At 56.2% G+C, this 25,365-nt stretch carries 26 protein-coding genes; 22 read left to right on the top strand and 4 right to left on the bottom strand.

From position 1 onward, the window contains the following. Positions 1 to 89 precede the first annotated feature (89 nt). Positions 90 to 3,401 carry an Rne/Rng family ribonuclease gene (locus tag OSH09_RS06935; RefSeq protein ID WP_266120520.1) on the bottom strand — a complete coding sequence of 1,104 codons (3,312 nt, stop codon included), beginning with the start codon at positions 3,399 to 3,401 and terminating at the stop codon, positions 90 to 92. Between the two features lie 488 nt (positions 3,402 to 3,889). On the opposite strand from OSH09_RS06935, the gene OSH09_RS06930 reads away from it, so the two are divergent. Genes OSH09_RS06930 through OSH09_RS06915 form a run of 4 tightly spaced genes read left to right on the top strand, consistent with a single transcriptional unit; the run spans position 3,890 to position 7,130 of the window. Further along, positions 3,890 to 4,858, top strand: coding sequence for an RluA family pseudouridine synthase (locus OSH09_RS06930; RefSeq protein ID WP_376912087.1), 969 nt, complete (start codon positions 3,890 to 3,892; stop codon positions 4,856 to 4,858). Further along, positions 4,855 to 5,508: an HAD-IA family hydrolase gene (locus tag OSH09_RS06925; RefSeq protein WP_207875380.1), complete on the top strand. Its 654-nt coding sequence runs from the start codon at positions 4,855 to 4,857 to the stop codon at positions 5,506 to 5,508. The genes OSH09_RS06930 and OSH09_RS06925 overlap by 4 nt, the downstream gene beginning before the upstream one ends. A 58-nt stretch (positions 5,509 to 5,566) precedes the next feature. Continuing rightward, entirely contained in the window at positions 5,567 to 6,520 is a 954-nt protein-coding gene (gene msrP, locus OSH09_RS06920) for a protein-methionine-sulfoxide reductase catalytic subunit MsrP (RefSeq protein WP_266120519.1), read from the top strand. Position 6,521: 1 nt separating this feature from the next. Further along, a complete protein-coding gene (locus tag OSH09_RS06915) occupies positions 6,522 to 7,130 on the top strand; it encodes a protein-methionine-sulfoxide reductase heme-binding subunit MsrQ (protein WP_266120518.1) in 609 nt (202 codons plus the stop codon). Between the two features lie 41 nt (positions 7,131 to 7,171). Here OSH09_RS06915 and OSH09_RS06910 read toward each other — a convergent pair whose 3' ends face one another. Genes OSH09_RS06910 through OSH09_RS06900 form a run of 3 tightly spaced genes read right to left on the bottom strand, consistent with a single transcriptional unit; the run spans position 7,172 to position 9,315 of the window. Beyond that, the gene (locus tag OSH09_RS06910) at positions 7,172 to 7,981 is read right to left on the bottom strand and encodes a peptidoglycan recognition protein family protein (RefSeq protein WP_207875377.1); all 810 of its coding nucleotides are present in this window, start codon (positions 7,979 to 7,981) and stop codon (positions 7,172 to 7,174) included. Between the two features lies 1 nt (position 7,982). Continuing rightward, positions 7,983 to 8,705 (bottom strand): SAM-dependent methyltransferase, encoded by a 723-nt coding sequence (locus OSH09_RS06905; protein ID WP_266120517.1) that lies wholly within the window; start codon positions 8,703 to 8,705, stop codon positions 7,983 to 7,985. Positions 8,706 to 8,718: 13 nt separating this feature from the next. Continuing rightward, positions 8,719 to 9,315 carry a Maf family nucleotide pyrophosphatase gene (locus OSH09_RS06900; RefSeq protein ID WP_207875375.1) on the bottom strand — a complete coding sequence of 199 codons (597 nt, stop codon included), beginning with the start codon at positions 9,313 to 9,315 and terminating at the stop codon, positions 8,719 to 8,721. A gap of 275 nt (positions 9,316 to 9,590) precedes the next feature. On the opposite strand from OSH09_RS06900, the gene OSH09_RS06895 reads away from it, so the two are divergent. The 18 genes from OSH09_RS06895 to recO all read left to right on the top strand — a co-directional run bounded on the left by OSH09_RS06895 (position 9,591) and on the right by recO (position 25,365). Continuing rightward, the gene (locus OSH09_RS06895; protein WP_207875374.1) at positions 9,591 to 10,112 is read left to right on the top strand and encodes a YceD family protein; all 522 of its coding nucleotides are present in this window, start codon (positions 9,591 to 9,593) and stop codon (positions 10,110 to 10,112) included. Between the two features lie 74 nt (positions 10,113 to 10,186). After that, positions 10,187 to 10,369: a 50S ribosomal protein L32 gene (gene rpmF / locus OSH09_RS06890; protein WP_003800968.1), complete on the top strand. Its 183-nt coding sequence runs from the start codon at positions 10,187 to 10,189 to the stop codon at positions 10,367 to 10,369. Between the two features lie 41 nt (positions 10,370 to 10,410). After that, the gene (plsX, locus tag OSH09_RS06885) at positions 10,411 to 11,499 is read left to right on the top strand and encodes a phosphate acyltransferase PlsX (RefSeq protein ID WP_207875373.1); all 1,089 of its coding nucleotides are present in this window, start codon (positions 10,411 to 10,413) and stop codon (positions 11,497 to 11,499) included. A 25-nt stretch (positions 11,500 to 11,524) separates the two neighbouring features. Beyond that, positions 11,525 to 12,502 carry a beta-ketoacyl-ACP synthase III gene (locus OSH09_RS06880; protein ID WP_207875372.1) on the top strand — a complete coding sequence of 326 codons (978 nt, stop codon included), beginning with the start codon at positions 11,525 to 11,527 and terminating at the stop codon, positions 12,500 to 12,502. A gap of 46 nt (positions 12,503 to 12,548) precedes the next feature. Next, positions 12,549 to 13,484 carry an ACP S-malonyltransferase gene (gene fabD, locus OSH09_RS06875; protein ID WP_207875371.1) on the top strand — a complete coding sequence of 312 codons (936 nt, stop codon included), beginning with the start codon at positions 12,549 to 12,551 and terminating at the stop codon, positions 13,482 to 13,484. Then, positions 13,485 to 14,228 carry a 3-oxoacyl-ACP reductase FabG gene (gene fabG / locus OSH09_RS06870; protein WP_207875370.1) on the top strand — a complete coding sequence of 248 codons (744 nt, stop codon included), beginning with the start codon at positions 13,485 to 13,487 and terminating at the stop codon, positions 14,226 to 14,228. It begins immediately after the preceding gene. Positions 14,229 to 14,412: 184 nt separating this feature from the next. After that, the gene (gene acpP, locus OSH09_RS06865) at positions 14,413 to 14,652 is read left to right on the top strand and encodes an acyl carrier protein (protein WP_003800961.1); all 240 of its coding nucleotides are present in this window, start codon (positions 14,413 to 14,415) and stop codon (positions 14,650 to 14,652) included. A 140-nt stretch (positions 14,653 to 14,792) separates the two neighbouring features. Further along, on the top strand, positions 14,793 to 16,025 hold the full coding sequence (gene fabF / locus OSH09_RS06860; protein WP_207875369.1) for a beta-ketoacyl-ACP synthase II: 1,233 nt from the start codon (positions 14,793 to 14,795) through the stop codon (positions 16,023 to 16,025). Positions 16,026 to 16,080: 55 nt separating this feature from the next. Then, positions 16,081 to 16,488, top strand: a complete 408-nt coding sequence (locus tag OSH09_RS06855) for a hypothetical protein (protein WP_266120516.1) — start codon at positions 16,081 to 16,083, stop codon at positions 16,486 to 16,488. Beyond that, a complete protein-coding gene (gene rpoE, locus OSH09_RS06850; RefSeq protein ID WP_207875367.1) occupies positions 16,488 to 17,090 on the top strand; it encodes an RNA polymerase sigma factor RpoE in 603 nt (200 codons plus the stop codon). The genes OSH09_RS06855 and rpoE overlap by 1 nt, the downstream gene beginning before the upstream one ends. 9 nt (positions 17,091 to 17,099) lie before the next feature. Continuing rightward, positions 17,100 to 17,594, top strand: coding sequence for a sigma-E factor negative regulatory protein (locus OSH09_RS06845; RefSeq protein WP_266120515.1), 495 nt, complete (start codon positions 17,100 to 17,102; stop codon positions 17,592 to 17,594). Continuing rightward, positions 17,591 to 18,616 carry a MucB/RseB C-terminal domain-containing protein gene (locus OSH09_RS06840; RefSeq protein ID WP_222666923.1) on the top strand — a complete coding sequence of 342 codons (1,026 nt, stop codon included), beginning with the start codon at positions 17,591 to 17,593 and terminating at the stop codon, positions 18,614 to 18,616. The genes OSH09_RS06845 and OSH09_RS06840 overlap by 4 nt, the downstream gene beginning before the upstream one ends. 26 nt (positions 18,617 to 18,642) lie before the next feature. Next, positions 18,643 to 20,151, top strand: coding sequence for a DegQ family serine endoprotease (locus tag OSH09_RS06835; protein WP_207875365.1), 1,509 nt, complete (start codon positions 18,643 to 18,645; stop codon positions 20,149 to 20,151). A 243-nt stretch (positions 20,152 to 20,394) separates the two neighbouring features. After that, positions 20,395 to 22,188 carry a translation elongation factor 4 gene (gene lepA / locus OSH09_RS06830; protein ID WP_207875364.1) on the top strand — a complete coding sequence of 598 codons (1,794 nt, stop codon included), beginning with the start codon at positions 20,395 to 20,397 and terminating at the stop codon, positions 22,186 to 22,188. A gap of 64 nt (positions 22,189 to 22,252) precedes the next feature. Continuing rightward, positions 22,253 to 23,137, top strand: a complete 885-nt coding sequence (gene lepB, locus OSH09_RS06825) for a signal peptidase I (RefSeq protein ID WP_222666926.1) — start codon at positions 22,253 to 22,255, stop codon at positions 23,135 to 23,137. Further along, positions 23,137 to 23,895 (top strand): ribonuclease III, encoded by a 759-nt coding sequence (rnc, locus tag OSH09_RS06820; protein ID WP_009456563.1) that lies wholly within the window; start codon positions 23,137 to 23,139, stop codon positions 23,893 to 23,895. Before lepB ends, rnc begins: the two co-directional genes overlap by 1 nt. After that, entirely contained in the window at positions 23,892 to 24,782 is an 891-nt protein-coding gene (gene era / locus OSH09_RS06815) for a GTPase Era (protein WP_207875362.1), read from the top strand. The genes rnc and era overlap by 4 nt, the downstream gene beginning before the upstream one ends. Beyond that, positions 24,775 to 25,365 carry a DNA repair protein RecO gene (recO, locus tag OSH09_RS06810; protein WP_207875361.1) on the top strand — a complete coding sequence of 197 codons (591 nt, stop codon included), beginning with the start codon at positions 24,775 to 24,777 and terminating at the stop codon, positions 25,363 to 25,365. The genes era and recO overlap by 8 nt, the downstream gene beginning before the upstream one ends.

The following is a 25,365-nucleotide window of genomic DNA, read 5'->3' as shown; positions in this document are numbered from 1 at the left end:
TGGTGGTGGCTCTCGGGCGATTGCTATCAATAAATATAACGAGCATAAAAAAAAGCCGCCCTTGAGGGCGGCGTTTTTAGTCTGGCTTTTTACTGCGTTTCGACCTGTTGCATCGGTTCGTTGGCTTCAGTCTGAGCTGGGCGTTTGCGTGGGCGACCCAAACGGACGGGAGCCGCTTGGTAATCGTCCTGCACTGCCGAGCGGGCTGTTTCTACCAGTTCGATACCGGCTGCGTTCAGGACAGCGTCCAGAGGGGCTGCGGCTGGCTTTGGAGCTTCGGCAGCAGGTGCCGATGTTTCAACAGCAGCGGCAGGTGTTTCTGCGACTTCTGTAACGGTTTCGACTGGAGCTGCTTCTACAGGAGCGACTTCAGCGGTAGCTACTTCAGCAGCAGCTTCAACGGCAGGCTCTGCTTGTACGTTTGCAGCTTCTTCACGTACAGGCTCTGCAACAGGGGCTGCGGCTTCAGCTTTTACTTCTTCAGCAGCAGGTGTTTCTTGAGCGGCTTCTGCAACGGGGGCAGCAGCTTCTTCCTGGGCAGGAGTTGCGTCAGCAGCGACAGGTTCTGGCTGAGTGCTGGTGGCTTCTTCTGCTTGCTGAGCAATCTCAGTGTCGCGGCTTTCTGCTACCGGCGTTTCAATGGCAGGGGTTTCAGCGGCAGGGGCTTCAACAGCAGGAGCTGTTTCTGCAACGACCTGGGTCTGCACTTGTTCAGCTACAGGAGCGGTAGCGATTGCTGGCTCTTGGGCTGGTGTTGCTTCGCTAACTGCGCTTGCAGTCGATTCAACTTGCTGTGCAGGGACGCTTTCCTGGGCAGCCACTGGAGCAGGGGCGGCTTCAGGGCTTTCCTGAGCGGTGTTGGCGACGACTGGAGTGCTTTCCTGGGCGGCTGGTGCTTCTACGGCTGCCTGGGCTTGTGCAGGCTCTGCTGCAGCGGCTTGGGCAGTCTGTTCAGCCTGTTCTTCAGCATTCAGGGCGGCAGGGTTGAAGCTAGGCGTTTCGTGAGCAACGTAGGCACCCGAGTTGCCTTCTTCGTTGTTCTCTTCGTTTTCGGCTACGGCGTTGGCGTCGGTGCTACGACGACCACGACGGCTGCGACGACGACGACGCTTGCGCTCTGGGTCCAGGGCTCCGTTTTCGTTGTTGTCATCTGTATCCACATCCGAGCTATCGCTGGTGTCGGCGTTATCGGCCTCTGCCTGCTGTTCGGCACGGTTTTGTGCTTCTTGCTTGGTGGCGGAAATGGCAGCGACTGCGGCGACGCTGGCAACGGCTGCTGCAGCCTGTTCTGGCTGGGCGTCCGTGCTGGCGACGTCTTTGTTCAGCTCAACGTTTTCTGCACTGCCTTCTTCGCGACGTTGGCGGCCACGGCCACGACGATTGCGTGGGTTGCGGCTGTTGCTGCTGCCTTCGTCTGTGGTGGCTGTAGCGGGTGCGGCGTTGGCGCTTTGTGGGGTTTCCAGAGCGGAGTCGTTACCGGCAGAGGCGTTACGGCGGCGACCGCGCGTATTGTTGCTGGTGTTCTCCGTGCTGGCTTTTTCTTCCTGAGCGGCTTCGGGGCGGTTGGACTGGCGGCGACCACGTCCACCTTGACCGCGACCACTGTTGGACTGGCCAGGACGGCCTTGGCGGCGACCCGAGGAGGATTTGCTGCTGTCAGATTTGGCAGCTTCCGCAACCGGTTCGGCGGGTTTGCCGGACAACCAGTTCAGCAGGCGCTTGAGCAGGCCGGGTTGATTGTCTTTGGCAGCGGCGCTGGCGGCGGCCGCAGCGGCAGGCTTGCTCATGGGAGCAGGCTGGGCCGGTGTGGTGCTCTTGACCAGGGCTTCTGGACGAGGCTTGATTTCGTGGCTGCGGTGCGGCACCAGGCTGTCTTGCTGTTCAGGTTGCTGAACCAGCTCGTAGCTGCTGCGCAGTTCGTCCAGACGAGGATCGTCGTGACGCAGGCGCTCGATGATGTGGTGCGGAGTTTCCAGATTCTTGTTGGGAATCAGGATCAGGGCAATGTTCAAGCGCGATTCGATCTTGGTGATGTCGGCGCGTTTTTCGTTCAGCAGGAAGGTAGCGACATCCACCGGCACTTGAGCGTGCAGGGCGGCGGTGCCTTCTTTCATGGCTTCTTCTTGCAGCAGACGCAGTACGTGCAGGGCGCTGGATTCGGCATCGCGAATCACGCCAGTGCCGGTGCATCGTGGGCAAGTAATGTGGGAGCCTTCGTTCAGGGCAGGGCGCAGGCGCTGACGGGACAGTTCCATCAGACCAAAGCGCGAGATCTTGCCCATCTGGACGCGGGCGCGGTCCAGGTGCAGGGCATCACGCAGGCGTTGTTCGACAGCACGCTGGTTCTTGCTGTCTTCCATATCGATGAAGTCGATAACAATCAGGCCACCCAAGTCACGCAGACGCAACTGGCGGGCCACTTCGTCGGCGGCTTCCTGGTTGGTGCGCAGGGCGGTTTCTTCAATGTCGGCACCACGCGTGGAGCGGGCCGAGTTCACGTCGATAGCAACCAGAGCTTCGGTGTGGTCGATAACGACAGCACCGCCCGAAGGCAATTGCACGGTACGCGAGTAGGCGGTTTCGATCTGGTGTTCGATCTGAAAGCGCGAGAACAGGGGGATGTCATCGCGGTACATCTTCACGCGATGCAGATTGTCGGGCATGACCACGCTCATGAAAGCGGCGGCCTGCTCGTGAATTTCATCCGTGTCGATCAGGATCTCGCCGATATCGGGCGAAAAATAATCGCGAATAGCCCGGATAACCAGGCTGGATTCCAGATAAATCAGGATGGGAGCGGCGTTGTCGCGGGCTGCGCCGTCAATGGCGGTCCACAACTGCATCAGGTAGTTCAAGTCCCACTGCAGTTCTTCGACGCTGCGGCCGATACCTGCAGTGCGAGCAATGATGCTCATGCCTTGAGGGATGTCCAGTTGGTCCATCGCCTCGCGCAGTTCCTGGCGGTCTTCGCCTTCAACACGGCGCGATACGCCACCCCCGCGAGGGTTGTTGGGCATCAGAACCAGGTAGCGGCCAGCCAGGGAAATAAAGGTGGTCAGGGCAGCGCCCTTGTTGCCACGCTCTTCTTTTTCAACCTGGATGATCAGTTCCTGGCCTTCGACCAGGGCGTCCTGGATGCGGGCAGTACGGACATCAACGCCTTCTTTGAAGTAGCTGCGAGCCACTTCTTTGAAAGGCAGAAAGCCGTGACGCTCTTCACCGTAGCTGACGAAGCAGGCTTCCAGGCCGGGTTCGATGCGGGTGATGACCCCTTTGTAAATGTTGCCTTTGCGCTGTTCGCGCCCGGCTGTTTCGATGTCGAGGTCAATCAGTTTTTGACCGTCGACAATGGCGACGCGTAGTTCTTCTTGATGCGTCGCATTGAACAACATGCGTTTCATGAGTGTGGATCTCCGTTGTCATGGAGCACCGAAATATCGGCGCACGACCGCGGGTCACAGGGTGTGTAGCGCTATAGCTGCATCAGTTTGGTGCAGGCAGGCAAAATCGGCCTACCGGCTTATAGTCTGGGAGGCACGAGTCGCGCCAAAGCGCGAAGTTCAATCAGCAGGGGGGTCAGGGTCACGATGTGTGTTTGACGAATATAAAATTGCTGGGGAACGGCAGCTGCATAAATCATGCGGCTGGTGCAAAAGAGCGGGACAATCTGTGCAGGAATTCAGCGCGGCACGCGGGAGGAAAACATCTCTTGGAAAGCGGGCCTTCTTGCCACACGACTTTCGCTATTTCGGACTCACCCCGGCGACCTTATGACCCGGAAGCTGGAACTCAAGGATACAATTATCAGTCCTTGGTCATCCAACGGAGACGCACCCTTTGCATCTCTACGCTGGACCCAGTCTCAGCTTCCATAGGCTGAAGCGATTATATGCCCCTTTTTGTTATGTGCAAACCTCATGAATCACAAAGATCTGCCCCCCAAGTGCGAATACTACGCATTGATGAAACGCGGGCGGGTCAGCGTATAGATAATTTTTTGTTACGCGAATGTAAAGGGGTGCCAAAAAGCCACATCTATAAAGCCATTCGCGGCGGGCAAGTACGGGTCAATAAAGGCCGTGTCAGCAGTGATTACCGTCTTCAGGATGGCGATATGGTGCGGATTCCGCCCCTGCGTCTGCCCGAGCCCGAGCAGCCCCGTCATGTCCCTGCCGCTGTTTTTCCGGTGGTGTTCGAGGACGAGCATCTGATGGTGATCGACAAGCCCGCCGGTGTGGCGGTGCACGGTGGCAGCGGTGTGTCTTTCGGCGTGATCGAACAGTTGCGCGCCGCTCGTCCTCAAGAGCCATTCCTGGAACTGGCCCATCGCCTGGACCGGGACACATCCGGTTTGTTGATTATTGCCAAACGTCGTGCCGCCCTGGTGGGCTTGCATGATATGTTCCGTGAAATTCGTGCCCGCAAGTTTTATTGGGCGCTGGTGCAGGGCGATTGGGTCAATGATCGTCAGCACATTCGCTTTCCCTTGCTACGCTGGCTGACAGAAAGTGGTGAGCGGCGTGTCAAGGTTGACCCTACGGGTAAGCCTGCGCATACCATCATCACCATGCAGCGTCGTTTTGGCCGCTTCAGCCTGGTGCAGGCGGAGCTGAAAACGGGCCGTACCCACCAGATCCGGGTTCATTTGGCCCATTCGGGCTTTCCAATTGTGGGTGACGACAAGTATGGTGACGATGCCCTGCGCGAACAATTCGCGCGCCAGGGCTTCAAGCGCATGTTCCTGCATTCAGGACGCCTGGAGTTTGATCACCCTGTCACCGGACAGCCTCTGGTTCTGGAGGCCGCCATGCCTGCCGCCTGTCAGGCCCTTCTTGATCGTTTGGAGAAGTCCTTATGACGCGCTATGCCGCCGTTCTGTTTGATTGGGACGGCACAGTAATGGATTCGACGTACTCAATTGCCAGTTCTATTCAGTTGGCCAGTGCGGATCTGGAATTGCCCGTGCCTTCGATTCAGTTAGCTAGCTGGGTCATTGGTTTGTCTCTGGAAAGTGCCTTGTATCGTGCCGTGCCGGATTTGACGGCCGAGCAGATGCCCTTGTTTCTGGAGCGTTATCGCTATCATTTCATGCAGCGAGATCCCCATATCAAGCTATTTGACGGAATTTTGCCTTTCATGGGTGAACTTCGTGGTCGCCAGATTGCCTTAGGAGTGGCAACCGGTAAAAGCCGCCAAGGTCTGGACAGGGTGCTGCAGCAAGTCAATCTCAGTACTTTTTTTGATGCCACCCGCTGTGCGGACGAAACTCGCAGCAAGCCGGACCCGGAAATGTTGCATCAATTGCTGGCTGAGTTGATGCTGGAGCCTGAGCAGGTCTTGATGGTGGGCGACACGACTCACGATATTCATATGGCCAGCAATGCTGGTATGGATAGTGTGGCTGTCACCTACGGCGCGCATGATCCGCAAACACTGGCCAAGGCCGAGCCAACGGTGATGGTCGACAATGTGGCGCAGATGCGCGATTGGGTGTTGTCACGTATTTAATAGAGGCAAGCGGGTTGCGTAGCCATCTTGCCAGCTAGTTTCAGGACAGGAGATGGAGATGTTCAAATCACGCTCGCAAGCCCCGCGCCCCTCTGAAATTACCGATGAGTCGGTCTGGCGCGCTCGCCGCCGTCTACTTTTGCAGGCTCCCGGTGCCTTGGCGCTGGCGGCCAGTCTGCCCGGTCGGGCTCAGGCTGTTCCGGTGGGCCAGCCTTTGCAGGCCACTCCTTCCCAGCGTTGGAAGCTGGACGATGCGCTGACTAGCGAGTCGGACATCACCTCCTACAATAATTTCTACGAATTCGGCACTGGTAAAGAAGACCCTGCCCGGAATTCGGCTGCCTTCAAGACAGAGCCTTGGACCTTGCAGATAGACGGTTTGGTGAACAAGCCTCTGACTCTGGATATGGACCAGATTCTGAAGCTGGCTCCTTTGGAGGAGCGAATTTACAGACTGCGTTGTGTCGAGGCCTGGTCCATGGTGGTGCCTTGGGTGGGGTACTCCTTGTCTGCCTTGCTGCAACGAGCCGAACCGATGGGGCAGGCTCGCTTTGTGCGCTTTGAAACGGCGGCCGACTCTGAAACCATGCCGGGCCTGCGGTCCCGTATTCTGGACTGGCCTTATGTGGAGGCGCTGCGACTGGATGAAGCCATGCATCCGCTGACACTCCTGGCGACAGGCTTGTATGGCAAGGCTCTGCCGACTCAGAACGGTGCACCGGTACGATTGATCGTGCCATGGAAGTATGGTTTCAAATCTGCCAAGTCCCTGGTTCGTATCACTTTGACGGATACCATGCCCCAATCCAGTTGGATGAGCGTAGCACCCCATGAATACGGTTTTTACGCCAATGTGAACCCGGAAGTGCCACATCCACGCTGGAGTCAGGCCACGGAGCGAGTCATAGGCTCGGGCTTTTTTGCGACTAAAAAGCCGACCTTGCCTTTTAATGGTTACGCCGATGATGTGGCGGCTTTGTATGCCGATATGGATTTAAGGCGCTATTACTAATATGGCAACCTGGAAAGCGGCGCAGCTAGATCGTCTCAAACCTTTGGTGTTTTTATTTGGCTTGTATCCACTGGGGCGCTGGATCTGGCTGGGTTTTACGAGCGGCTTAAGTGCCAATCCGGCTGAGTTCCTGACCCGCTCCAGTGGAGTTTGGGCTTTGGTGCTTTTGTTGGTGACGTTGGCGCTCAGTCCGGTGCGACGCTTGCTGGCTCAGCCCGCCCTGGTTCGGTGGCGACGCATGTTGGGTTTGTTCAGCTTCTTTTATGCGGCCTTGCATACTTTGGCCTGGGCCTGGTGGGATCGCTCGGGCGATTGGCTATCCATGTGGCAGGATGTGTTGCAGCGGCCCTTGATTGCTATTGGCGTAGTGGCAGTGCTGATTTTATTGGCGCTGACCCTGACATCCACGCAAGGCTGGCAAAAGCGGTTGGGGCGTGGTTGGAGTCGTTTGCATCAGACGGTGTATGTGGCGGCGGTGTTATCCGTCCTGCATTTTTACCTGATCCGTACCGGCAAGAATGATGTGGTGGAAGTTTTCGTCTATGGGCTGGTACTGGCGGGGCTGTTGATTTTGCGCCGTTGGCCTGCTTTGAATAAGACGGCACATTAAAAAACAGGTAATGGGCTGGGTGCTCATTACCTGTTTTTTTATCAATCCAGACTTTGCAGAATGGCAGCGGTTTCGGCGTCCAGAATGCCGTCGTAGCGGGCAGGGCGGTAGTGCATCTGGAAGGCGGCGATCACGTTTTGTGTGGCCTTGTCGAACATGCCACTTTCCGGTGTTTCATAGCCAGCCTTGCGCAACCAGGCCTGAACTTGAGAGGCAGAGGGCAGCGGGCGTGTTGCGTATTGAGCCTGCAAGGCGCGAGCCTGTGATTCCTTGTACCAGCGGCCTATGCCATCCTGAGCCAGTTCTTTCCAAGGGAAATGAGGGCCGGGGTCTGTCTTGCGCTGTGGAGCGACATCGCTGTGACCAATAATATTGCGTGGCGAGATGTTGTGACGCTGCGCCAGGTCTTTCAGCAAGACTTTCAAGGTGTTGATTTGCCCTTGAGTGTAGGGCTCCCAACGACCATTGCCCAAACGACCCATATTGACGATCTCAATCCCGATCGAGCCGGTGTTCAGGTCAGTGAAGCCATACCAGGAGCCCAGCCCGGCGTGCCAGGCACGGCGGTCTTCAGGCACCAATCGGTAGACAGTAGGGCGGCGCTCGTCGCTGATCAGGTAGTGGGCGCTGACATCGCGCTGGGTCAGCACCTTCAGCGAGGTGGCATGGTCGCCTGCGGTGTAGTGCAGAACCAGATAGCGCACGCGGCTGTTCTGGCCTTGAGCGCTATAGCTATCATCAAACTTGATAGGGCCACTGCTGCCACAGGCGGCTAATAATGCCGTCAGGCTAAGGACGCCGATCTGGACACTGCGTTTCAAGGCAGGGGTGAGGCAAGACAGGGGGCTCATCTTAGCGGCCAGCCAGAAACAGGAAAATACACGGGGTTTTGTCCAGTGCAGGGGGCTGACGCTCGCGCCATTGTTCTACCGTAGCGGTTTGAATCAGTTCGCGCGAACCCGTCAAGTCACGAGCCAGGCATAAGCGAGTGGTGGGCTTCAAAGCCTGCAGCAAAGTGCTGTACATGGCCTGGTTGCGATAGGGGGTTTCGATCAGAATCTGGGTTTGCTTCAGACTTTGGGATTGGTTTTCCCATTGCTTGAGCTGCTTGGCGCGGGCGCTGCCATCGACCGGGGCGTAACCATGGAACACAAACTGCTGGCCGTCCAGGCCGCTGGCCATTAGGCTGAGCAAAATGGAAGAGGGGCCCACGTGTGGACGCACCGGAATCTTCATTTCGTGTGCCATGGCCACGACCAGCGCGCCAGGGTCGGCCACGGCCGGGCAGCCAGCTTCTGAAACCAGACCAATGGCTTGGCCTTGTAGGGCTGGTTTTAGCCATTCACGCATTTCACCAGGCTTATTGCCGCGTTTATCCAGTGTGTGGATCGTGATTTCTTGCAGGGGTACCACAGGTTCAATCAACTTCAGGAAGGCGCGGGCTGTTTTGGCGTTCTCAGCAATAAAGACAGTCAGTTCGCGTGTCAGCGCGCGTACATCGGCAGGTAGCCAGCCGCTGATCGGGCTCTCACTTAAGCCAACGGGAATCAGATGCAAGGGGGCGGCTTGGGGCATGGGCTAATCAGTCCTAAACGGAAGGGGTCAGAAGGTTGGGGCGCAAGGGGTTCAGACCAAAGTGACGCAGCATGGTGCACAGTTCGATCAGAGGCAGGCCAATAATGGCGGTCGGGTCATCCGAGCGCATGGACTCCATCAGGGCAATGCCCAGGCTTTCGGCCTTGGCGCTGCCTGCGGTGTCGTAGGGCTGTTCCTGAAGCAGATAGTGCTCAATTTCCTCATCGCTTAATGCGCGAAAACGACAATTAGTAACAATATCGCTGCACAGGAATTCCTGTCCATCCGTCACGCATAAAGCGCTATGGAAATCGATGAGCTGACCGCTCAGGCGACGCAGTTGTTTCTGCGCACCGGCATGGTCGCCAGGTTTGCCTATGGCGTCCTGGCCGGAGGTGGCGACCTGATCGGAGCCTATCACCAGTGCGCCTGGGTTGAGCAGGCTGATGCGGGCCGCTTTTTCGCGGGCCAAACGCAGGCTGAGCTCGGCTGGAGCCTCTCCGGGAAGTGGGGTTTCATCAATGTCAGGAGACTGACAGGTGAAAGGCAAGCCCAAACGCGCTAACATAGCGCGGCGGTAGACTGAGCTTGATGCAAGGATGAGACGCATAGTGTGTTTTAGCTGTGCTTTGGTTTGACTGCCTTGTGCTTAGCACGGTATTATCTAATGTTTTCTTCGTTATTGAAATGGTTGCGGACTTACTTGGCGCTTGTCGGGTTTGCTTTGCAGGCGTCAATAGCGAAGGGCAGGAAAAAGAAATAAAGTGGTAGAGCGCCCAAGCGATACCAAAGCAAAGCAGTCAAACAAGCAAAACAAGTAACACGAGCAACAAACAAAACAGCATCAGGGTTCTGGTACAGCCTGGCTTGATGCCTTACATATCTATGACGACACAGTATATCGACACCTTGAATCTAGCTCGTGCCCCCCAGGAAATGGCGGGTCAGGTGCTGGTGGAAGATATGTCTCGTCTGGTATCCGATTTGCCCGATCAAGGCGATTTGCGCATTGAATGGAGTGTATCGGGTCGGGAAGATTCTGCCCGGCGTCGTTTTGTGCATGTGCAGGCCAAAGGCACCGTCATTTTGGAATGCCAGCGCTGTGTAAAGCCTTTTGAGTGGCCCATCGATATTTCTAATGAAGTACAGATTGTGGCAACCGAGGAAGAACTGGAGCTGGACGATGACGATACGGAAGGTCCTGATCGCATCTTGTGTGAAGGCCAGTTGGATGTCCTGGGGCTGGTCGAGGATGAACTGATTCTTAGCGTGCCGTATGTGCCGCGCCATGAGGTTTGCCCCGACGCGCAGTCCTTGTCCATGGAAGCCAAGTCTGACGACCTGGATGAATCCGCTTTCGAGCGGCCGTCTCCATTTGCTGTACTGGGCTCGCTCAAGAAGTCTTGATTGTTTGTTACTAATTCGTTAATTTTTTCGGGCTGCACCCATTTATTCGGGGTTGTCCATCTACAGGAGTCATCATGGCTGTTCAGCAGAATAAAAAGAGCCCGTCCCGGCGTAACATGCGTCGTTCGCACGACGCGCTTACTGGTCCTTCGACGGCTATCGAGCCTACGACTGGCGAACTGCACCTGCGTCACCACATCAGCCCCAACGGCATCTATCGTGGCCGTAAAGTGCTGAAGACAAAGAACGACGAGTAATAGTCTCCTTGTCGTTGCAAGCAACATAGGTTGCATGCTTGATGTCTAACAAAAAAATACGTATTGCCATCGATTGCATGGGCGGCGATATCGGTTTATCCGTCACTGTCCCTGCAGCGCTGCTTTTTGCCAAGCGCTATCCGGATGTGCACTGCTTATTGGTTGGCGAGCCTCAGGCCATCGAGCAAACATTGCGTGCGCAAGGTAATGTCGATACCTCCTGGTACGACATTCTTCCCGCATCCGAAGTTGTCACCATGGCCGATTCGGTCGAGGTGGCCCTGCGCCGCAAAAAAGACTCCTCCATGCGAGTGGCTGCCCAGTCCGTCAAGGACGGGATAGCTGATGCCTGCATTTCTGCAGGTAATACCGGCGCATGGATGGCAATTTCGCGCTACGTACTCAAAACTCTGGATGGGATTGATCGCCCAGCCATTGCCACGTCCATCCCGAACCAAAAGGGCGGGGCCACGATCATGCTGGACCTGGGTGCCAATGTGGATTGCTCCGCAGAACACCTTTTGCAGTTCGCCATTATGGGATCTGCGCTGGCCAGTATCGTGGATCGCCACGAGCGTCCCACTGTGGGCTTGCTCAATATTGGGGAAGAGGTCATCAAAGGCAACGAGGTCGTCAAGAAGGCGGCTGAATTGTTGCGCTCCAGCGGACTGAATTTTTACGGCAACGTAGAAGGCGACGATATCTGCAAAGGTACCGTCAATGTGGTCGTGTGCGACGGTTTCGTGGGCAATGTGGTCCTTAAATCCATTGAAGGCCTGGCCAAAATGGTCGGCAGCATGCTGCGCGACGAATTTACCCGTGACCCCTTGAGCAAAGTATCCGCTTTACTGGCTCGCCCGGTCTTGAATCGTTTCCGCGACAGGGTGGATAATCGTCGACATAACGGTGCGGCTCTTTTGGGTTTACGCGGTATTGTTATCAAGAGTCATGGTTCTGCCGATGCCTATGCTTTCGGTTATGCTTTGCAGCGGGCCCGCGATGCGGTGCTCAATGGTCTGCTCAGCGGCACCAGCCAGGCAGTCGAACGCATCATGCAAAGCGTGAGCTTGCAAGATGCGCAAAGCGGCGAACCAGATACACGCCATACTTCAGAGCCCTCGTCCTCATAAGAACGGGCTTGATCGGGAACATAAAATGACGATATTTGCCAAGATTATCGGTACAGGCGGCTACCTGCCTCCTCGGATTGTGTCTAACGATGATCTAGCGCTTGAGCTGGCTCAAAAGGGTATCGAAACCTCCGATCAGTGGATTGTCGAGCGCACCGGTATTCACCAGCGTCATCTTGCCGATCCCGGTGTTCGTACCAGTCATCTGGCGACACACGCTGCGCGTCAGGCACTGGAAGATGCGGGCATTGCTGCCCAGGATCTGGACCTGATCGTGGTGGCTACCTCTACTCCCGATTATGTTTTTCCCAGCACGGCTTGTCTGGTACAGGCGGAACTGGGCAACAAAGGCGCTGCTGCGTACGACGTACAAGCGGTTTGCAGCGGCTTTGTCTATGCGCTGACAACGGCTGACGCCATGATCAAGGCGGGCCGTGCGCGTAATGCGCTGGTCATCGGCGCTGAAGTGTTCTCCAGCATCCTGGATTGGAACGACCGCTCTACCTGCGTCCTGTTTGGCGACGGTGCGGGCGCTGTGGTTCTGCAAGCCAGCGATGAGCCCGGTATTTTGGCCGCTCAACTCAATGCAGATGGCAGCCAAATGGGTATTTTGTGCGCGGCAGGCAATGTCTCGCATGGCCAGGTGGTGGGCGATCCCTTCCTGCGCATGGACGGTCAGGCTGTGTTCAAGCTGGCTGTTACCTCTCTGGCCACCTCGGCCAATCAAGTTTGTGAACAGGCGGGCATTTCCTTGTCCGATATCAATTGGCTGGTTCCTCACCAGGCCAACGTTCGCATCATCAATTTTCTAGGTCGTAAGCTGGGTATCCCCTCCGAAAAGGTGGTTATCACGGTTGATCAACATGCCAACACCTCGGCAGCCAGTGTGCCTTTGGCCCTGAATGCTGCTCGCCGGGACGGTCGTATCCGTGCCGGGGATCTGGCGCTGTTGCAAGGCGTGGGTGGCGGCTTTACCTGGGGTTCGGTGCTGGTCCGCTGCTAAGTAGCGCGATCCGGATTACCGCCTCATCTCTTTGGGTTTTTCTACCATGAAAATTGCGTTTGTCTTTCCAGGACAAGGCTCGCAGTCCGTTGGCATGCTTGATGCCTGGTCCGAGTCGGCTGTTGTACAGCAAGCCATTGCACAGGCCAGCCAGGCGCTGGGTCAGGATCTGGCCCAGTTGATGGCTCAGGGTCCTGCCGATGCGCTGAACCTGACCACCAATACTCAACCAGTCATGCTGGCTAGCGCCGTGGCCATGTACCAGGCCTGGATTCAGGCTGGTGGCCCCGTTCCTGCCGTAATGGCCGGACATAGCCTGGGTGAATACTCTGCCTTGACGGCTGCCGGTGCCTTGAGCCTGGAGCAGGCCGTTCCCTTGGTGCGTGTACGTGCGGATGCCATGCAAGCCGCGGTACCCCTGGGTGTCGGTACAATGGCCGCCATTTTGGGTCTGGATGATGATCAGGTGCGTGATGTGTGTGCTCGCGCTGCTGAAGGTCAACAGGTTCAGGCTGTTAATTACAACGCACCGGCTCAGGTCGTGATTGCGGGTCATGTGGAAGCGGTGGATCGCGCTTGTGCGCTGGCCAAAGAGGCAGGCGCCAAGCGTGCTTTGGTATTGCCTGTGTCGGCTCCGTTCCATTCCAGCTTGCTGGAACCGGCGGCTGCTGTGCTGGCCCAGGCTTTGGCCTCGGTGCAAGTGCAGACACCTGCTGTTTCCGTGATCAATAACGTGGACGTTGCCGCGCCTACCGACCCAGAGCAGATCAAAGATGCGCTGGTCCGTCAGGCCTGGCATCCCGTACGTTGGGTAGAGACCATTCAGGCCATGAAGGCCCAGGGTGTCACCCACGTGGTTGAGTGTGGTCCTGGCAAAGTGTTGACCGGTTTGATCAAGCGTATTGATCGTGACCTGGTCGCCTTGTCGATCAGCGACCCTGCGTCCTTGCAGGCCACCTTAGAAGCCCTGGAGGGAGCGTAAATGCAAGAATTGGATCTTAGTGGCAAGACTGCCCTGGTAACCGGCGCATCGCGTGGTATCGGTCAGGCCATTGCCAAAGAATTGATGGCACGCGGTGCCAAGGTTGTGGGTACGGCTACGTCTGAAGCGGGCGCGCAGGCAATTTCTGCTGTGCTGGATCAGAACGGCAGCTACGGCCAGATGTTGAATGTGGACGATCCTGCCGCTTGTGAAGCGCTGATTTCGGCACTGAGCAAAGAAGATGGCGGCCCGCACATTCTGGTCAATAACGCCGGGATTACCCGCGATAACCTGGCCATGCGTCTGAAAGACGAAGACTGGGACGCCGTTATCCAGACGAACCTGAGCGCGGTGTTCCGCCTGTCGCGTGCTGTTATCCGCCCCATGATGAAGGCCCGCTGGGGCCGCATCATCAGCATCACTTCGGTGGTGGGCGAGAGCGGTAACCCCGGCCAGGCCAATTACGCTGCTGCCAAAGCGGGCGTAGCTGGCATGAGCCGTGCCTTGGCGCGCGAACTGGGTAGCCGTAACATTACAGTTAATTGTGTCGCTCCGGGCTTTATCGATACGGACATGACACGCTCGTTGACTCCTGAGCAGTCGGCGGCTATTTTGTCGCAAATCCCCCTGGGACGACTGGGTGCGGCTGAGGACATCGCTAACGCGGTCGCCTTCCTGGCCGGGTCGCAAGCGCAATATATTACGGGCAGTACCATCCATGTGAATGGTGGTATGCACATGTAAGGCTTGGCATCGCGCCCGGCTGAGGTAAAATTGCGGGATTATTTGGGGCCTATTGCTTGAGCCGGCGTTGTAAGAATAACGTTGGGCCTCATACAAGAACGCCGTTTTTTGTCATAGCTTATCCCTCTTAGCAGTATGGATTGGCTATAATTTGCGGGAATTTTTCCCAACTTGGAGAATCTGCATGGAAAGCATCGAACAGCGCGTCAAGAAGATCGTCGCTGAACAACTTGGCGTTAACGAAGCCGAGATCAAAAACGAATCTTCTTTTCTCGACGACCTCGGTGCCGACTCGCTCGACATGGTCGAGCTCGTGATGGCGCTCGAAGACGAATTCGAAACTGAAATTCCAGACGAAGAAGCTGAGAAAATCACGACGGTCCAGCAAGCTGTGGACTACATCAATTCTCACAGCAAGCAGTAAGTTCAATTAAGAGGGTGGGCGGCATTGTGCACGCCCTCGCTCCAGAGCGGTTTCCAGAGAGTAGCTTGTGCCCGGCGGCTTTAGCTTGCAAGACGCAGTTATTCCCTTTAAACCGCTTTTTTTGTGTTTAGGAGTCATCCGTGAAACGACGTGTCGTGATTACCGGGCTGGGTATTGTTTCCCCGGTCGGCAACGATATTCCTACCGCGTGGGATAACATCGTCAATGGGCGTTCGGGCATCGGGCGTATTACCCGTTTCGATCCTTCAGCCCTAACCGCCCAAATAGCGGGTGAGGTCAAGGGTTTTGAATTAGCACCCTACATTTCAGTCAAAGAAGCCAAGCAAATGGATACCTTTATCCATTATGGCGTGGTGGCTGGCATGCAGGCTTGGCAGGATTGTGGCCTGGATATCAATAGCATTGATGCAGAGCGCGTCGGCGTTATTGTCGGCTCGGGGATTGGTGGGTTGCCCCGTATTGAAGAAACCCAAAAAGAGTATCTGGATCGGGGTCCACGTCGGATTTCCCCGTTCTTTGTGCCTGGATCCCTGGTTAACCTGGTATCGGGCCAACTGTCTATCGGTCTGGGTCTGAAAGGCCCTAGCTATGCCGTGGTGTCCGCGTGTACGACAGGTCTGCATTCCATTGGTGATGCAGCACGCCTGATCGAATACGGCGATGCGGATGTCATGCTGGCCGGTGGTGCGGAATCCACCGTGTCCCCCCTGGGGATTGGTGGTTTTGCCGCCATGCGTGCTTTGTCCACCCGTAACGATGATCCGGAAACGGCATCGCGTCCTTGGGACGTGGATCGCGACGGCTTTGTGCTGGGCGAAGGCGCAGGTGTGCTGGTACTGGAAGAGTACGAACACGCCAAGAAACGCGGCGCACGTATTTACGGTGAGTTCTCCGGCTATGGCATGAGCTCCGATGCGCATCACATTACTTCGCCAGACCGTGATGGTCCTCGTCGTGGTGTTGCCAACGCTTTGCGCAACGGTGGCATCAATGCGGATGAAGTTCAGTACGTGAATGCTCACGGCACGTCCACGCCATTGGGCGACGTGAACGAATCTGAAGCCTTGAAACTGGCTTTTGGTGATCACGCCTACAAGCTGGTGGTGAACTCCACCAAGTCCATGACCGGTCACCTGCTGGGTGCGGCCGGTGGTATTGAAGCGGTGTTCACCACCTTGGCGGTGTACAACCAGATCTCGCCACCTACTATCAATATTTTCAATCAGGATCCTGCTTGCGATCTGGATTATTGCGCCAATCAAGCGCGTGATATGAAGATTGATGTGGCCTTGTCCAATTCCTTCGGGTTTGGTGGCACCAACGGTTCGATGGTGGTTCGTCGTCTTCGTTAAGCTAGACTGCCCCACTCGTAACGCCCAGTCCTGGTCGATTGGAGCTCCGGCTCCGATGCGCCGACTGGGCGTTTTTATCTGTGCCTTGGTGGCCTTGAGTTTGGCCTGGACAATGAATAGCTGGCAATTGCCTGTGGCCTTGGCGATTTCAACAGGTGCTTTGTGGGCTTATTTTTTGTATGCTCGCAGTCGTCGGGCATGGAACGAGCACGCTACACTAGCTCATTGTGCAGGGCTATACTCCTTGCAGTGCGCCGGGTCAGTAGATAAAGCCGTGCGGATCGAGCAGGTCTGGCGCTCTCCCTGGTTTATGACCTTGCGTCTGCTGGGGGATCAAGCCAGCACCGGGCCCTGTACCGTGACTCTATGGCGGGGTGCCCAGACTAAGCAGGCCTGGTGGGCATTGTGTCTATGCGTTAACCGGCTGTCCCATCAGGTCCGTGCTCAGAACAAGGATTCTTAATGAGTGAACGCGATACCGATGCCGAACTAGTTGCACGTGTTCAGCGTGGGGATAAGCGAGCCTTTGACCTGCTGGTACTGAAGTATCAGCGCAAGATCATGCGTCTGCTCAGCCGCATGGTGCGTGACCCGTCCGAAGTCGAGGACGTGGCACAAGAAACCTTCATCAAAGCATACCGAGCGCTTCCCCAGTTCCGGGGAGAGAGTGCTTTTTACACCTGGCTGTATCGCATTGCGATCAACACAGCCCGTAATTGGCAGGCCTCGGCAGCACGACGTCCCAATACCGTGCAGAACGTCGAAACTGAAGAAGGTGAAACTTTTGACCGAATCGACAACCTAAGCGATATAAGCACGCCAGAATCCATGATGGTCAGTCGCCAGATTGCTGAGACTGTGAATACAGCAATCCAGGCGCTGCCGGAAGAATTGCGGACGGCTATCGTGCTACGTGAAATAGAAGGTATGAGCTACGAAGACATAGCTCAAACCATGGACTGCCCTATAGGAACTGTGCGCTCACGCATCTTTCGGGCCCGAGACGCGATTGCTGCACAATTGCGCCCCATACTGGATGGTGATGATAGTGAACGACGGTGGTAAGGATTGATGATGCAAGCCTTGAAATCCCATTCCGATGAAGACCAACTCAATGCCTGGGAGGCCGCTGTGTCCTCCTGGGTGGATGGCGAGGCTGAAATACGCCCCGAGGAACTGGACTCCCCTTATGGGCGACAAGTCTGGGATACCTATCATTTGATTGGCGACGTCATGCGTACCGACGCGCTGGCGATCCGTACCTCGGATCGCTTTTACGCGCGCCTGTCCAAAGCGATTGATGAAGAGCCTACCGTGCTCGCACCCAATGCCATGAAACGGCCTCTGGTGCAGCGTTATGGTGTCAGCGGCCTGGCCGTGGTGGCGGCGGTGGCGGCTGCCTTGTGGGTCGGTCTGCCTTATATGGGCATCAGCTCGGTGCCCGGCACATTGGTCGCCAGCGTTCAGGACGATCAGCTCTGGAATGATTACGCGGATTTGCACCGCGACTTTGTTGGTACCGGTCCGGTACGCCATGTTTCCTTTGAAAGTGGAGCCCTGGGTCAATGAGGTCTGTACGTATGCCGTCGCAGGTGGCCCTGGCACGTCTCTACAAGGGTTTGTTTGCCTTTTCGCTGGCGATGCTGTGTACACCTGTACTGGCTCAGGACGCTAGCGGGGTTGAACCGCTGGATTTGCCCTGGCTGCAGAAAGTTCATAAAGCGGCTCGCGATCTGGATTATTCCGGGGTCATTATTTACACCCAGGATCAGTCCAGCCAGTCCATGAAGCTGGTTCATATCATTGACGGTACGGGCGAGCGCGAGCGTCTGGAAATTCTGGATGGCGAACCGCGTGAATTCCTGCGTCAAAACGAAGTGACGCAATGTCTGATTCCCGAAAAGAAAATGGTGGTGATCGAACGTCGTGAAAACGAGCGTTTTCCCAGTTTTCTGGTCGGTGATGTCAGCCAGCTCCCCAATTTCTACGACATGCGGCGTCTGCCTACTCCGGAGCGGGTTGCCGGGCGGCCCTGCGACCTGATCGAGCTGGTGCCCAAGGATGAGCAGCGTTATGGCTATCGGGTCTGCGCTGATACCGATCACCATTTATTGTTGAAAATGCAAACTTTGGACCCACAACAAGTCGTAGTGGACCAGATTGCCTTTGCCTCGGTCGCCTTTGGCGAGCAGGTGGACCTGCAAGAGTTGCGTACCAGTTGGAACCCCAGCAAGTGGGAAGTGGTCGAACCCGAGGTCCAGAAAATTGATTTGAGCGAGCTGGGGTGGCATCTGGCCATGCCTGCAGGTTTTAGCTTGCGTTCCGAGATGCTCAGACCCATGCGGGCCGGGCGTCAGGTAACGCACTTGATGATGTCTGACGGTCTGGCTGCGATTTCGGTCTTTCTGGAACGGGTAGGAACCCCGGAAGCCGAGGAAAACAGCTTGGGGGCATTTCACCGTGGTTCCATGAATATGTACCGCAGTCGCATTAATGATTATGTTTTGACGAGCACGGGCGCGGTCCCAGTACAGACCTTGCGCGCTTTGCTGGAAGGTACACAGTACACCCCTCTATCCCGGACACATTGACGATCGTCCACCAGGAGTATTTGAGAATGGAAAAATCGAGTCTAAAAATGCGTATTCCTGTTCTTTCGGCTTTGACGGCTGCCGTGTTGTTTGCGGCCGGTGCGCCCATGGCCCACGCTCAGGCCCAGCCCGTAGAGACGGGCGAGCAAGTCCAGAGCACGACCCTGGGCTTGCCTGACTTCACCGGTGTTGTTGCCAAGACCGAGGATGGGGTTGTCAATATCCGCACTACCGAGGCCGTGCAGGTGCGTTCCCCTGCCATGGGCCCGGGTTCGGACCCCTACGATATGTTCCGCTGGTTCTTCGGGCCGGATTTCATGCCTCCTGGCATGGCTCCTCAGCGTCCCCGTGGCGGCGGTAATGAAGGTCAGCAGCCACAAGAGCGCACGGTGCCGCGTGGCGTAGGTTCGGGTTTCATCATTTCTGCTGATGGCTACATCCTGACCAACAACCATGTGGTGGCGGATTCCAACGGTATTTTCGTGACCCTGAGCAATGGCAAGGAATACCCTGCCAAGATCATCGGTACGGACGAACGCACTGATGTGGCCTTGATCAAGATCGAAGCCAAAGATTTGAAGCCCATGGCGATTGGTGATTCCAAACAGCTCAAGAAAGGGCAGTGGGTTCTGGCCATTGGCTCGCCTTTCGGCCTGGAGTCGACGGTGACGTCCGGGATTGTCAGCGCAATCAATCGCGAAACGGGTGATTACCTGCCTTTTATTCAGACAGACGTCGCGGTGAACCCCGGTAACTCCGGTGGTCCACTGATCAATCTGAATGGTGAAGTGGTCGGTGTGAACTCGCAGATCATCTCGCGCAGTGGCGGTTTCATGGGTATTTCCCTGGCGATTCCGATTGACGAAGCCATGAGCGTGGTCGAGCAGCTCAAGTCTGACGGTAAAGTGACGCGTGGCCGTATTGGCGTTCAAATCACGCCGGTCGCCGATGATGTTGCTACCGCCCTGGGTCTGAAAGACAGCAAGGGTGCCTTGGTCAGCAGTGTGGAAGAGGGTGGTCCAGCCGCCAAGGCCGGCATCCAGTCCGGTGACGTGATCCTGAAATTTAACGATCGCAGCATTAATCAGATGACAGATCTGCCCCGTATTGTGGGTGGCACCAAGCCAGGTCAAAGCTCTACGGTGGAAATCTGGCGCAAGGGCAAGGTACAGACCGTCAAGATCGAGGTTGATGAGATCCCTTCCAGCAATACCAATACTGCCAGCAAGGACGAGAAAAATAGTCCAGCCGCCAGCAGTGCAGACGCATTCGGCTTGAAGGTGACGGCAGTACCAGCCGCCGATCTGAAGCGTCTGGGTGTGGAAAGTGCCGTTCAGGTGACAGAGGCCACGGCCCCTGCCAGCGAAGCCGGTCTACAGCCGGGCGACCTTATTTTGCGAGTCAACGATAAAGACGTAGGGACCCCGGATCAATACGCTAAAATGGTGGCTTCCTTGGATAAATCCAAAGCAGCAGCCTTGCTGGTTTTGCGTGAAGGCCAGTCGCAATGGGTTTTGATTACGCCATCGAAATAAAAATTCTGTAAAACGGCTAAAATGGTAGCCATTGATGAACTCCGGCCACGGGCCGGAGTTTCTCCGCCACCATTCGGAGCTGCAGTCTGCCCCGAATGGATAATGGCTCCACGTGCGCCCGTCTGACAGGACGGGTCTTGCGTTTCAGGCGCGTGGACTGAAAAGGGGCGTCATGGGCGCCCCTTTCTTGTGCCGTCTCTCTGGCATTGCGCCTCAACATTTTCTTTGTTTATTAACGGGTTTATGGATCACATCCGCAATTTCTCTATTATTGCCCACATCGATCATGGCAAATCGACCTTGGCTGACCGCCTGATCCAACGCTGTGGTGGCCTGGCCGACCGCGAGATGTCGACCCAGGTTCTGGATTCGATGGACATCGAGAAAGAGCGTGGCATTACGATTAAGGCCCAGACCGCCGCTTTGCATTACAAGGCTCAGGATGGCAAGGTTTACAACCTGAACCTGATCGACACCCCCGGCCACGTTGACTTCTCCTACGAGGTCAGCCGTTCCTTGTCGGCCTGTGAAGGTGCCTTGCTGGTAGTGGACGCCTCCCAAGGTGTGGAAGCACAGACGGTTGCCAACTGCTATACCGCGTTGGATCAGGGCGTGGAAGTGATTCCCGTGCTCAACAAGATGGACTTGCCGTCGGCAGATCCCGATGCAGCACGCCAGGAAGTGGAAGACGTGATTGGTATTGATGCCAGCGATGCGATTGCTGCCAGTGCCAAAACCGGCCTGGGTATCGACGATATCCTGGAGACCATTGTGGCCCGCGTACCGGCACCAGTCGGTGACCCAGCGGCTCCGCTGCAAGCCCTGATCATCGACTCCTGGTTCGACAACTACGTGGGCGTGGTCATGCTGGTGCGCATCGTCAATGGTGTGCTCAAGCCCAAGGAAAAAATCCTGCTGATGGCCACCCGCGCCACGCACCTGGTCGAGCACATTGGTGTGTTCACCCCTAAATCGGAAAACCGTCCTCACCTGTCCGCAGGCGAGGTGGGTTTCATCATTGCCGGTATTAAAGAGCTGGAACACGCCAAGGTGGGTGACACCATCACTCTGGCTGGCAAGCCTGCTGAAAAAGCCTTGCCCGGCTTTAAAGAAGTGAAGCCCCAGGTGTTCGCTGGTTTGTATCCGGTGGAAAGCAGTGAGTACGACCAATTGCGCGACTCGCTCGAAAAACTGAAGCTGAACGACTCGTCCCTGATGTTCGAGCCTGAAGTGTCTCAGGCACTGGGCTTTGGTTTCCGTTGCGGTTTCCTGGGCCTTCTGCACATGGAAATCGTTCAGGAGCGTCTGGAACGTGAATTCGACATGGACATCATCACTACCGCGCCGTCGGTGGTGTACGAGGTCGAACGTCGTGATGGCGAAGTTCTGATGATTGAAAGCCCCTCCCGCATGCCGGAGGTCTCTCATATCGAAGACGTACGCGAGCCTATTGTTGTGGTTTCGCTGCTAATGCCGCAGGAATACGTGGGCCCGGTCATGACGCTGTGTACAGTCAAGCGCGGTTTGCAGTTAAATATGACCTATCATGGCCGTCAGGTGAATCTGGTCTATGAAATGCCACTGGCCGAAATCGTACTGGACTTCTTTGATCGCCTGAAGTCTGTGTCGCGCGGCTACGCCTCGATGGACTACGAGTTCAAGGAATACCGCTCGGCCGATGTGGTCAAGGTGGATATCCTGATCAACGGCGACCGGGTCGATGCCCTGTCCATGATTGTGCACCGTAGCAACGCCCGTTACCGTGGCCGCGAAGTGGTCGCCAAGATGCGCTCCTTGATCCCGCGCCAGATGTTTGATATTGCTATTCAGGCCGCGATTGGTGCTGAGGTGATTTCTCGCGAAAACGTCAAGGCACTGCGCAAGAACGTGCTGGCCAAGTGTTATGGCGGCGACATCTCTCGTAAGAAAAAGCTGCTTGAGAAGCAAAAAGCCGGTAAGAAGCGGATGAAGCAAGTGGGTAACGTGGAAATTCCGCAGGAAGCCTTTTTGGCAATTTTGCAGGTCGAGGATAAGTAATGCTATGGTCGGCAACCCCAGCCGACCACAGCCAGGACTGCTTTAATTTCTTTAAAGGAAACCGATGAGCTGGGATTTCGCTCTGATTTTGTTTGTACTGCTGCTATTGACCGGCGCAATCTGGTTTTTGGATCGTTTCTCCCTGCGTTCCCGCCGACTGGCGCGTGCGCAGGCCGCGATGCAGGCAGTACCGGAAACGGCGGCTCAAGACCCCGAGCATTTGCAGCAATTGCGCCAGGACGCGTATGACCAGGCCAATCGCATGCCCTGGTGGATTGAGTATGGCGTCAGTTTCTTCCCAGTCATTTTGTTTGTGTTCGTATTGCGCTCTTTTATCATCGAGCCATTTCGTATTCCGTCGGGCTCCATGTTGCCCACGCTGAAAAATGGCGACCTGATTCTGGTCAATAAATACGAGTACGGCATCCGCCTGCCGGTCAGTGGCACCAAGGTTGTGCCACTGGGCCATCCCGAGCGTGGCGATGTGATTGTATTCCGTTATCCCGTGGATACCACCGTGGACTACATCAAGCGCGTTGTTGGCGTGCCGGGTGATCGGGTGGAATACCGTGACAAAGTCCTGTCCGTGAACGGGCAGGTGGTGACTCAAGTACGCAGTGGCGATTACTACGAACCGGATCGCTCCGCCTACATTGGGCGTTATCTGGAAGAGCTGGGCAAAGTGCAGCACAACATCTTGCTGAACAAGACTCAGCCTCAGGGTTTGATGCCTATCGTGGCGTTCCCCCATCGTGATTCCTGTGAGTACTTCTCCAACGGCGTCTCTTGTGTCGTGCCCGAGGGTAATTACTTCGTCATGGGTGACAATCGCGACAATAGTCTGGACAGTCGTTATTGGGGCTTTGTGCCCGATGAGAATATTGTGGGACGCGCCTTCTTTATCTGGATGAATTTCCGCGAACTTAGCCGTATAGGTCGCTTCCATTAATGAAACGTCTTGCTCTGCTTGAAGCCGCTATCGGCTACTCCTTTAAAGACACAGGCCTGCTTGAGCAGGCCTTGACCCATCGTAGCCACAGCGCTCGTCACAACGAGCGGCTGGAGTTTCTGGGTGACTCGGTCTTGAACTTCACGGTTGCGGCCTTGTTGTTCGACCGCTTTCAGCGCATTGATGAAGGCGATTTGTCGCGCCTGCGAGCGAACCTGGTCAAACAGGCCGCCCTGGCCGAAATCGCAACCCGTCTGGGTTTGTCGGATTATTTGCGTCTGGGAGAAGGGGAGCTGAAAAGCGGTGGTTTCCGCCGTCCTTCCATCCTGGCGGATGCGCTGGAAGCGATTTTCGGCGCTGTCTTTCTGGATGCGGGCTTTACGCAAGCCCAAACCGTCATCACCCAGCTCTATGAACCGATGCTGGTGGATGTGGACCCCAAGACCCTGGGGAAAGATCCCAAAACCTTGCTGCAAGAGCTGCTGCAAGGTCGCAAGCTGGATTTGCCCGTGTACACCGTGGTGGCCACGCATGGTGCAGCCCACGATCAGCTCTTCGATATCGAATGCACGATCGCCAAGCTCAATATCCATGTGCGTGCCAGTGGCAGCAGCCGTCGTGCTGCTGAGCAAGCTGCCGCAACACAGGCCATTGCTATTTTAGAAGCTGAATTTCCAGCCAAGACGACGCGCGCCAGTCGCCATCGTCGCCCCTCACAATTGACATTGCCCGTGGCAGTGTCGCAGGAAACAGAATGACAGAGACCCCTTTCCGCTGCGGCTTCGTGGCTATTGTTGGACGACCGAACGTCGGCAAGTCCACGCTGGCCAACGCCCTGATCGGCAGCAAAATCTCGATCGTGTCGCGCAAGGCGCAGACCACGCGTCACCGCATCAATAGCGTGTTGACCCGTGATCACGATCAAATGGTGTTTGTGGACACCCCCGGCTTTCAGACCAAGCACGGCGGTGCCATGAACCGCATGATGAACCGCGTCGTGACTCAGGCCTTGGCCGATGTGGACGTGGTGGTGCATGTGGTGGAAGCAGGCAAGTGGTCGGCTTCGGATGCCGAGCTGCTGCCTTTGCTGCCTAAAGGTGGCAAAACGATTCTGGTCATCAATAAGGTCGATGCCCTGAAAAGCAAGAATGAGTTGCTGCCCTACATCGCACGCCTGTCCCAGGAGTTCGATTACGGTGCCGTGATTCCCGTCAGCGCTGCCAAGCGTTTGCAGTTGGACAACTTGCTCAACGAGATCGCTGGTCGCTTGCCCGAGGGCGAAGCCATGTTCGATGCGGACACGATTACTGACCGCTCGGTGCGCTTCATTACTTCCGAGCTGCTGCGCGAGAAGATCTTCCGTCTGGTCGGTGACGAGCTGCCTTACGGTTGTACCGTTGTGATCGAACAATGGGACGAGAACGAGCAGGGCGCCCGTATTGCCGCCTGCGTGGTGGTGGAGCGTGAAAGCCACCGCCCGATTCTGCTGGGAGCCGGTGGTATGCACATGAAGCGTATCGCGACCGAGGCTCGCCAAGATATTGCCAAACTGATCGACAAGCCCGTGTTCCTGGATGTGTACATCAAGGTGCGCAAGGGCTGGTCTGATCGTGAAGCGGTCCTGCGCGACCTGGGGTATGAGTAATCCCCGTCATCGCTTTCAGGACGAAGCGGGCTACATACTGCACACCAGTGCCTGGCGTGAAACGTCCCTGATCTGTCATGCCTTTACGCGCAACCACGGGCTAGTGCCCCTGGTCGCTAAAGGCGCCAAAAGGCCGCATTCCATTTTGCGGCCTGCTTTATCTGTGTTTCAGCCTTTGTTATTGGCCTGGTCGGGCAAGAACGAAGTTAAAACACTGATCAGGGCCGACTGTGCCGGGATTCGTCCTTTAAAAGGCAGGGCCTTGATGTCGGCCTGGTACATGAACGAGTTATTGATTCGTCTGCTACCGCGTGAAGACCCGCACCCTGTTTTATTTGATGCTTACGAAGAGGCCCTGGTGCATCTGGCCCAAGTTCCTCGTCCTCCTGTTGCGGGGGCACTGCGGCGCTTTGAATGGGTGCTGCTGACAGAAACCGGCTACGGCTTTGATGAAGCAACCCCCGATTTCAATGATCCTGTGGGCGAGCCCGAGTTGCGCATACGTCTGCGTGAACGCTTGAACAGCCTGCTAGGCCGTCCTCTCCACACCCGCTCCGTTCTTATGCAGTTGCAACGCTACTGA

This window comes from Alcaligenes parafaecalis, from assembly GCF_026344135.1.
Taxonomy (GTDB): Bacteria; Pseudomonadota; Gammaproteobacteria; order Burkholderiales; family Burkholderiaceae_B; genus Alcaligenes; species Alcaligenes parafaecalis.
Note: the sequence above shows the minus strand (reverse complement) of the source record. Positions and strands in the feature narration are given on the sequence as shown.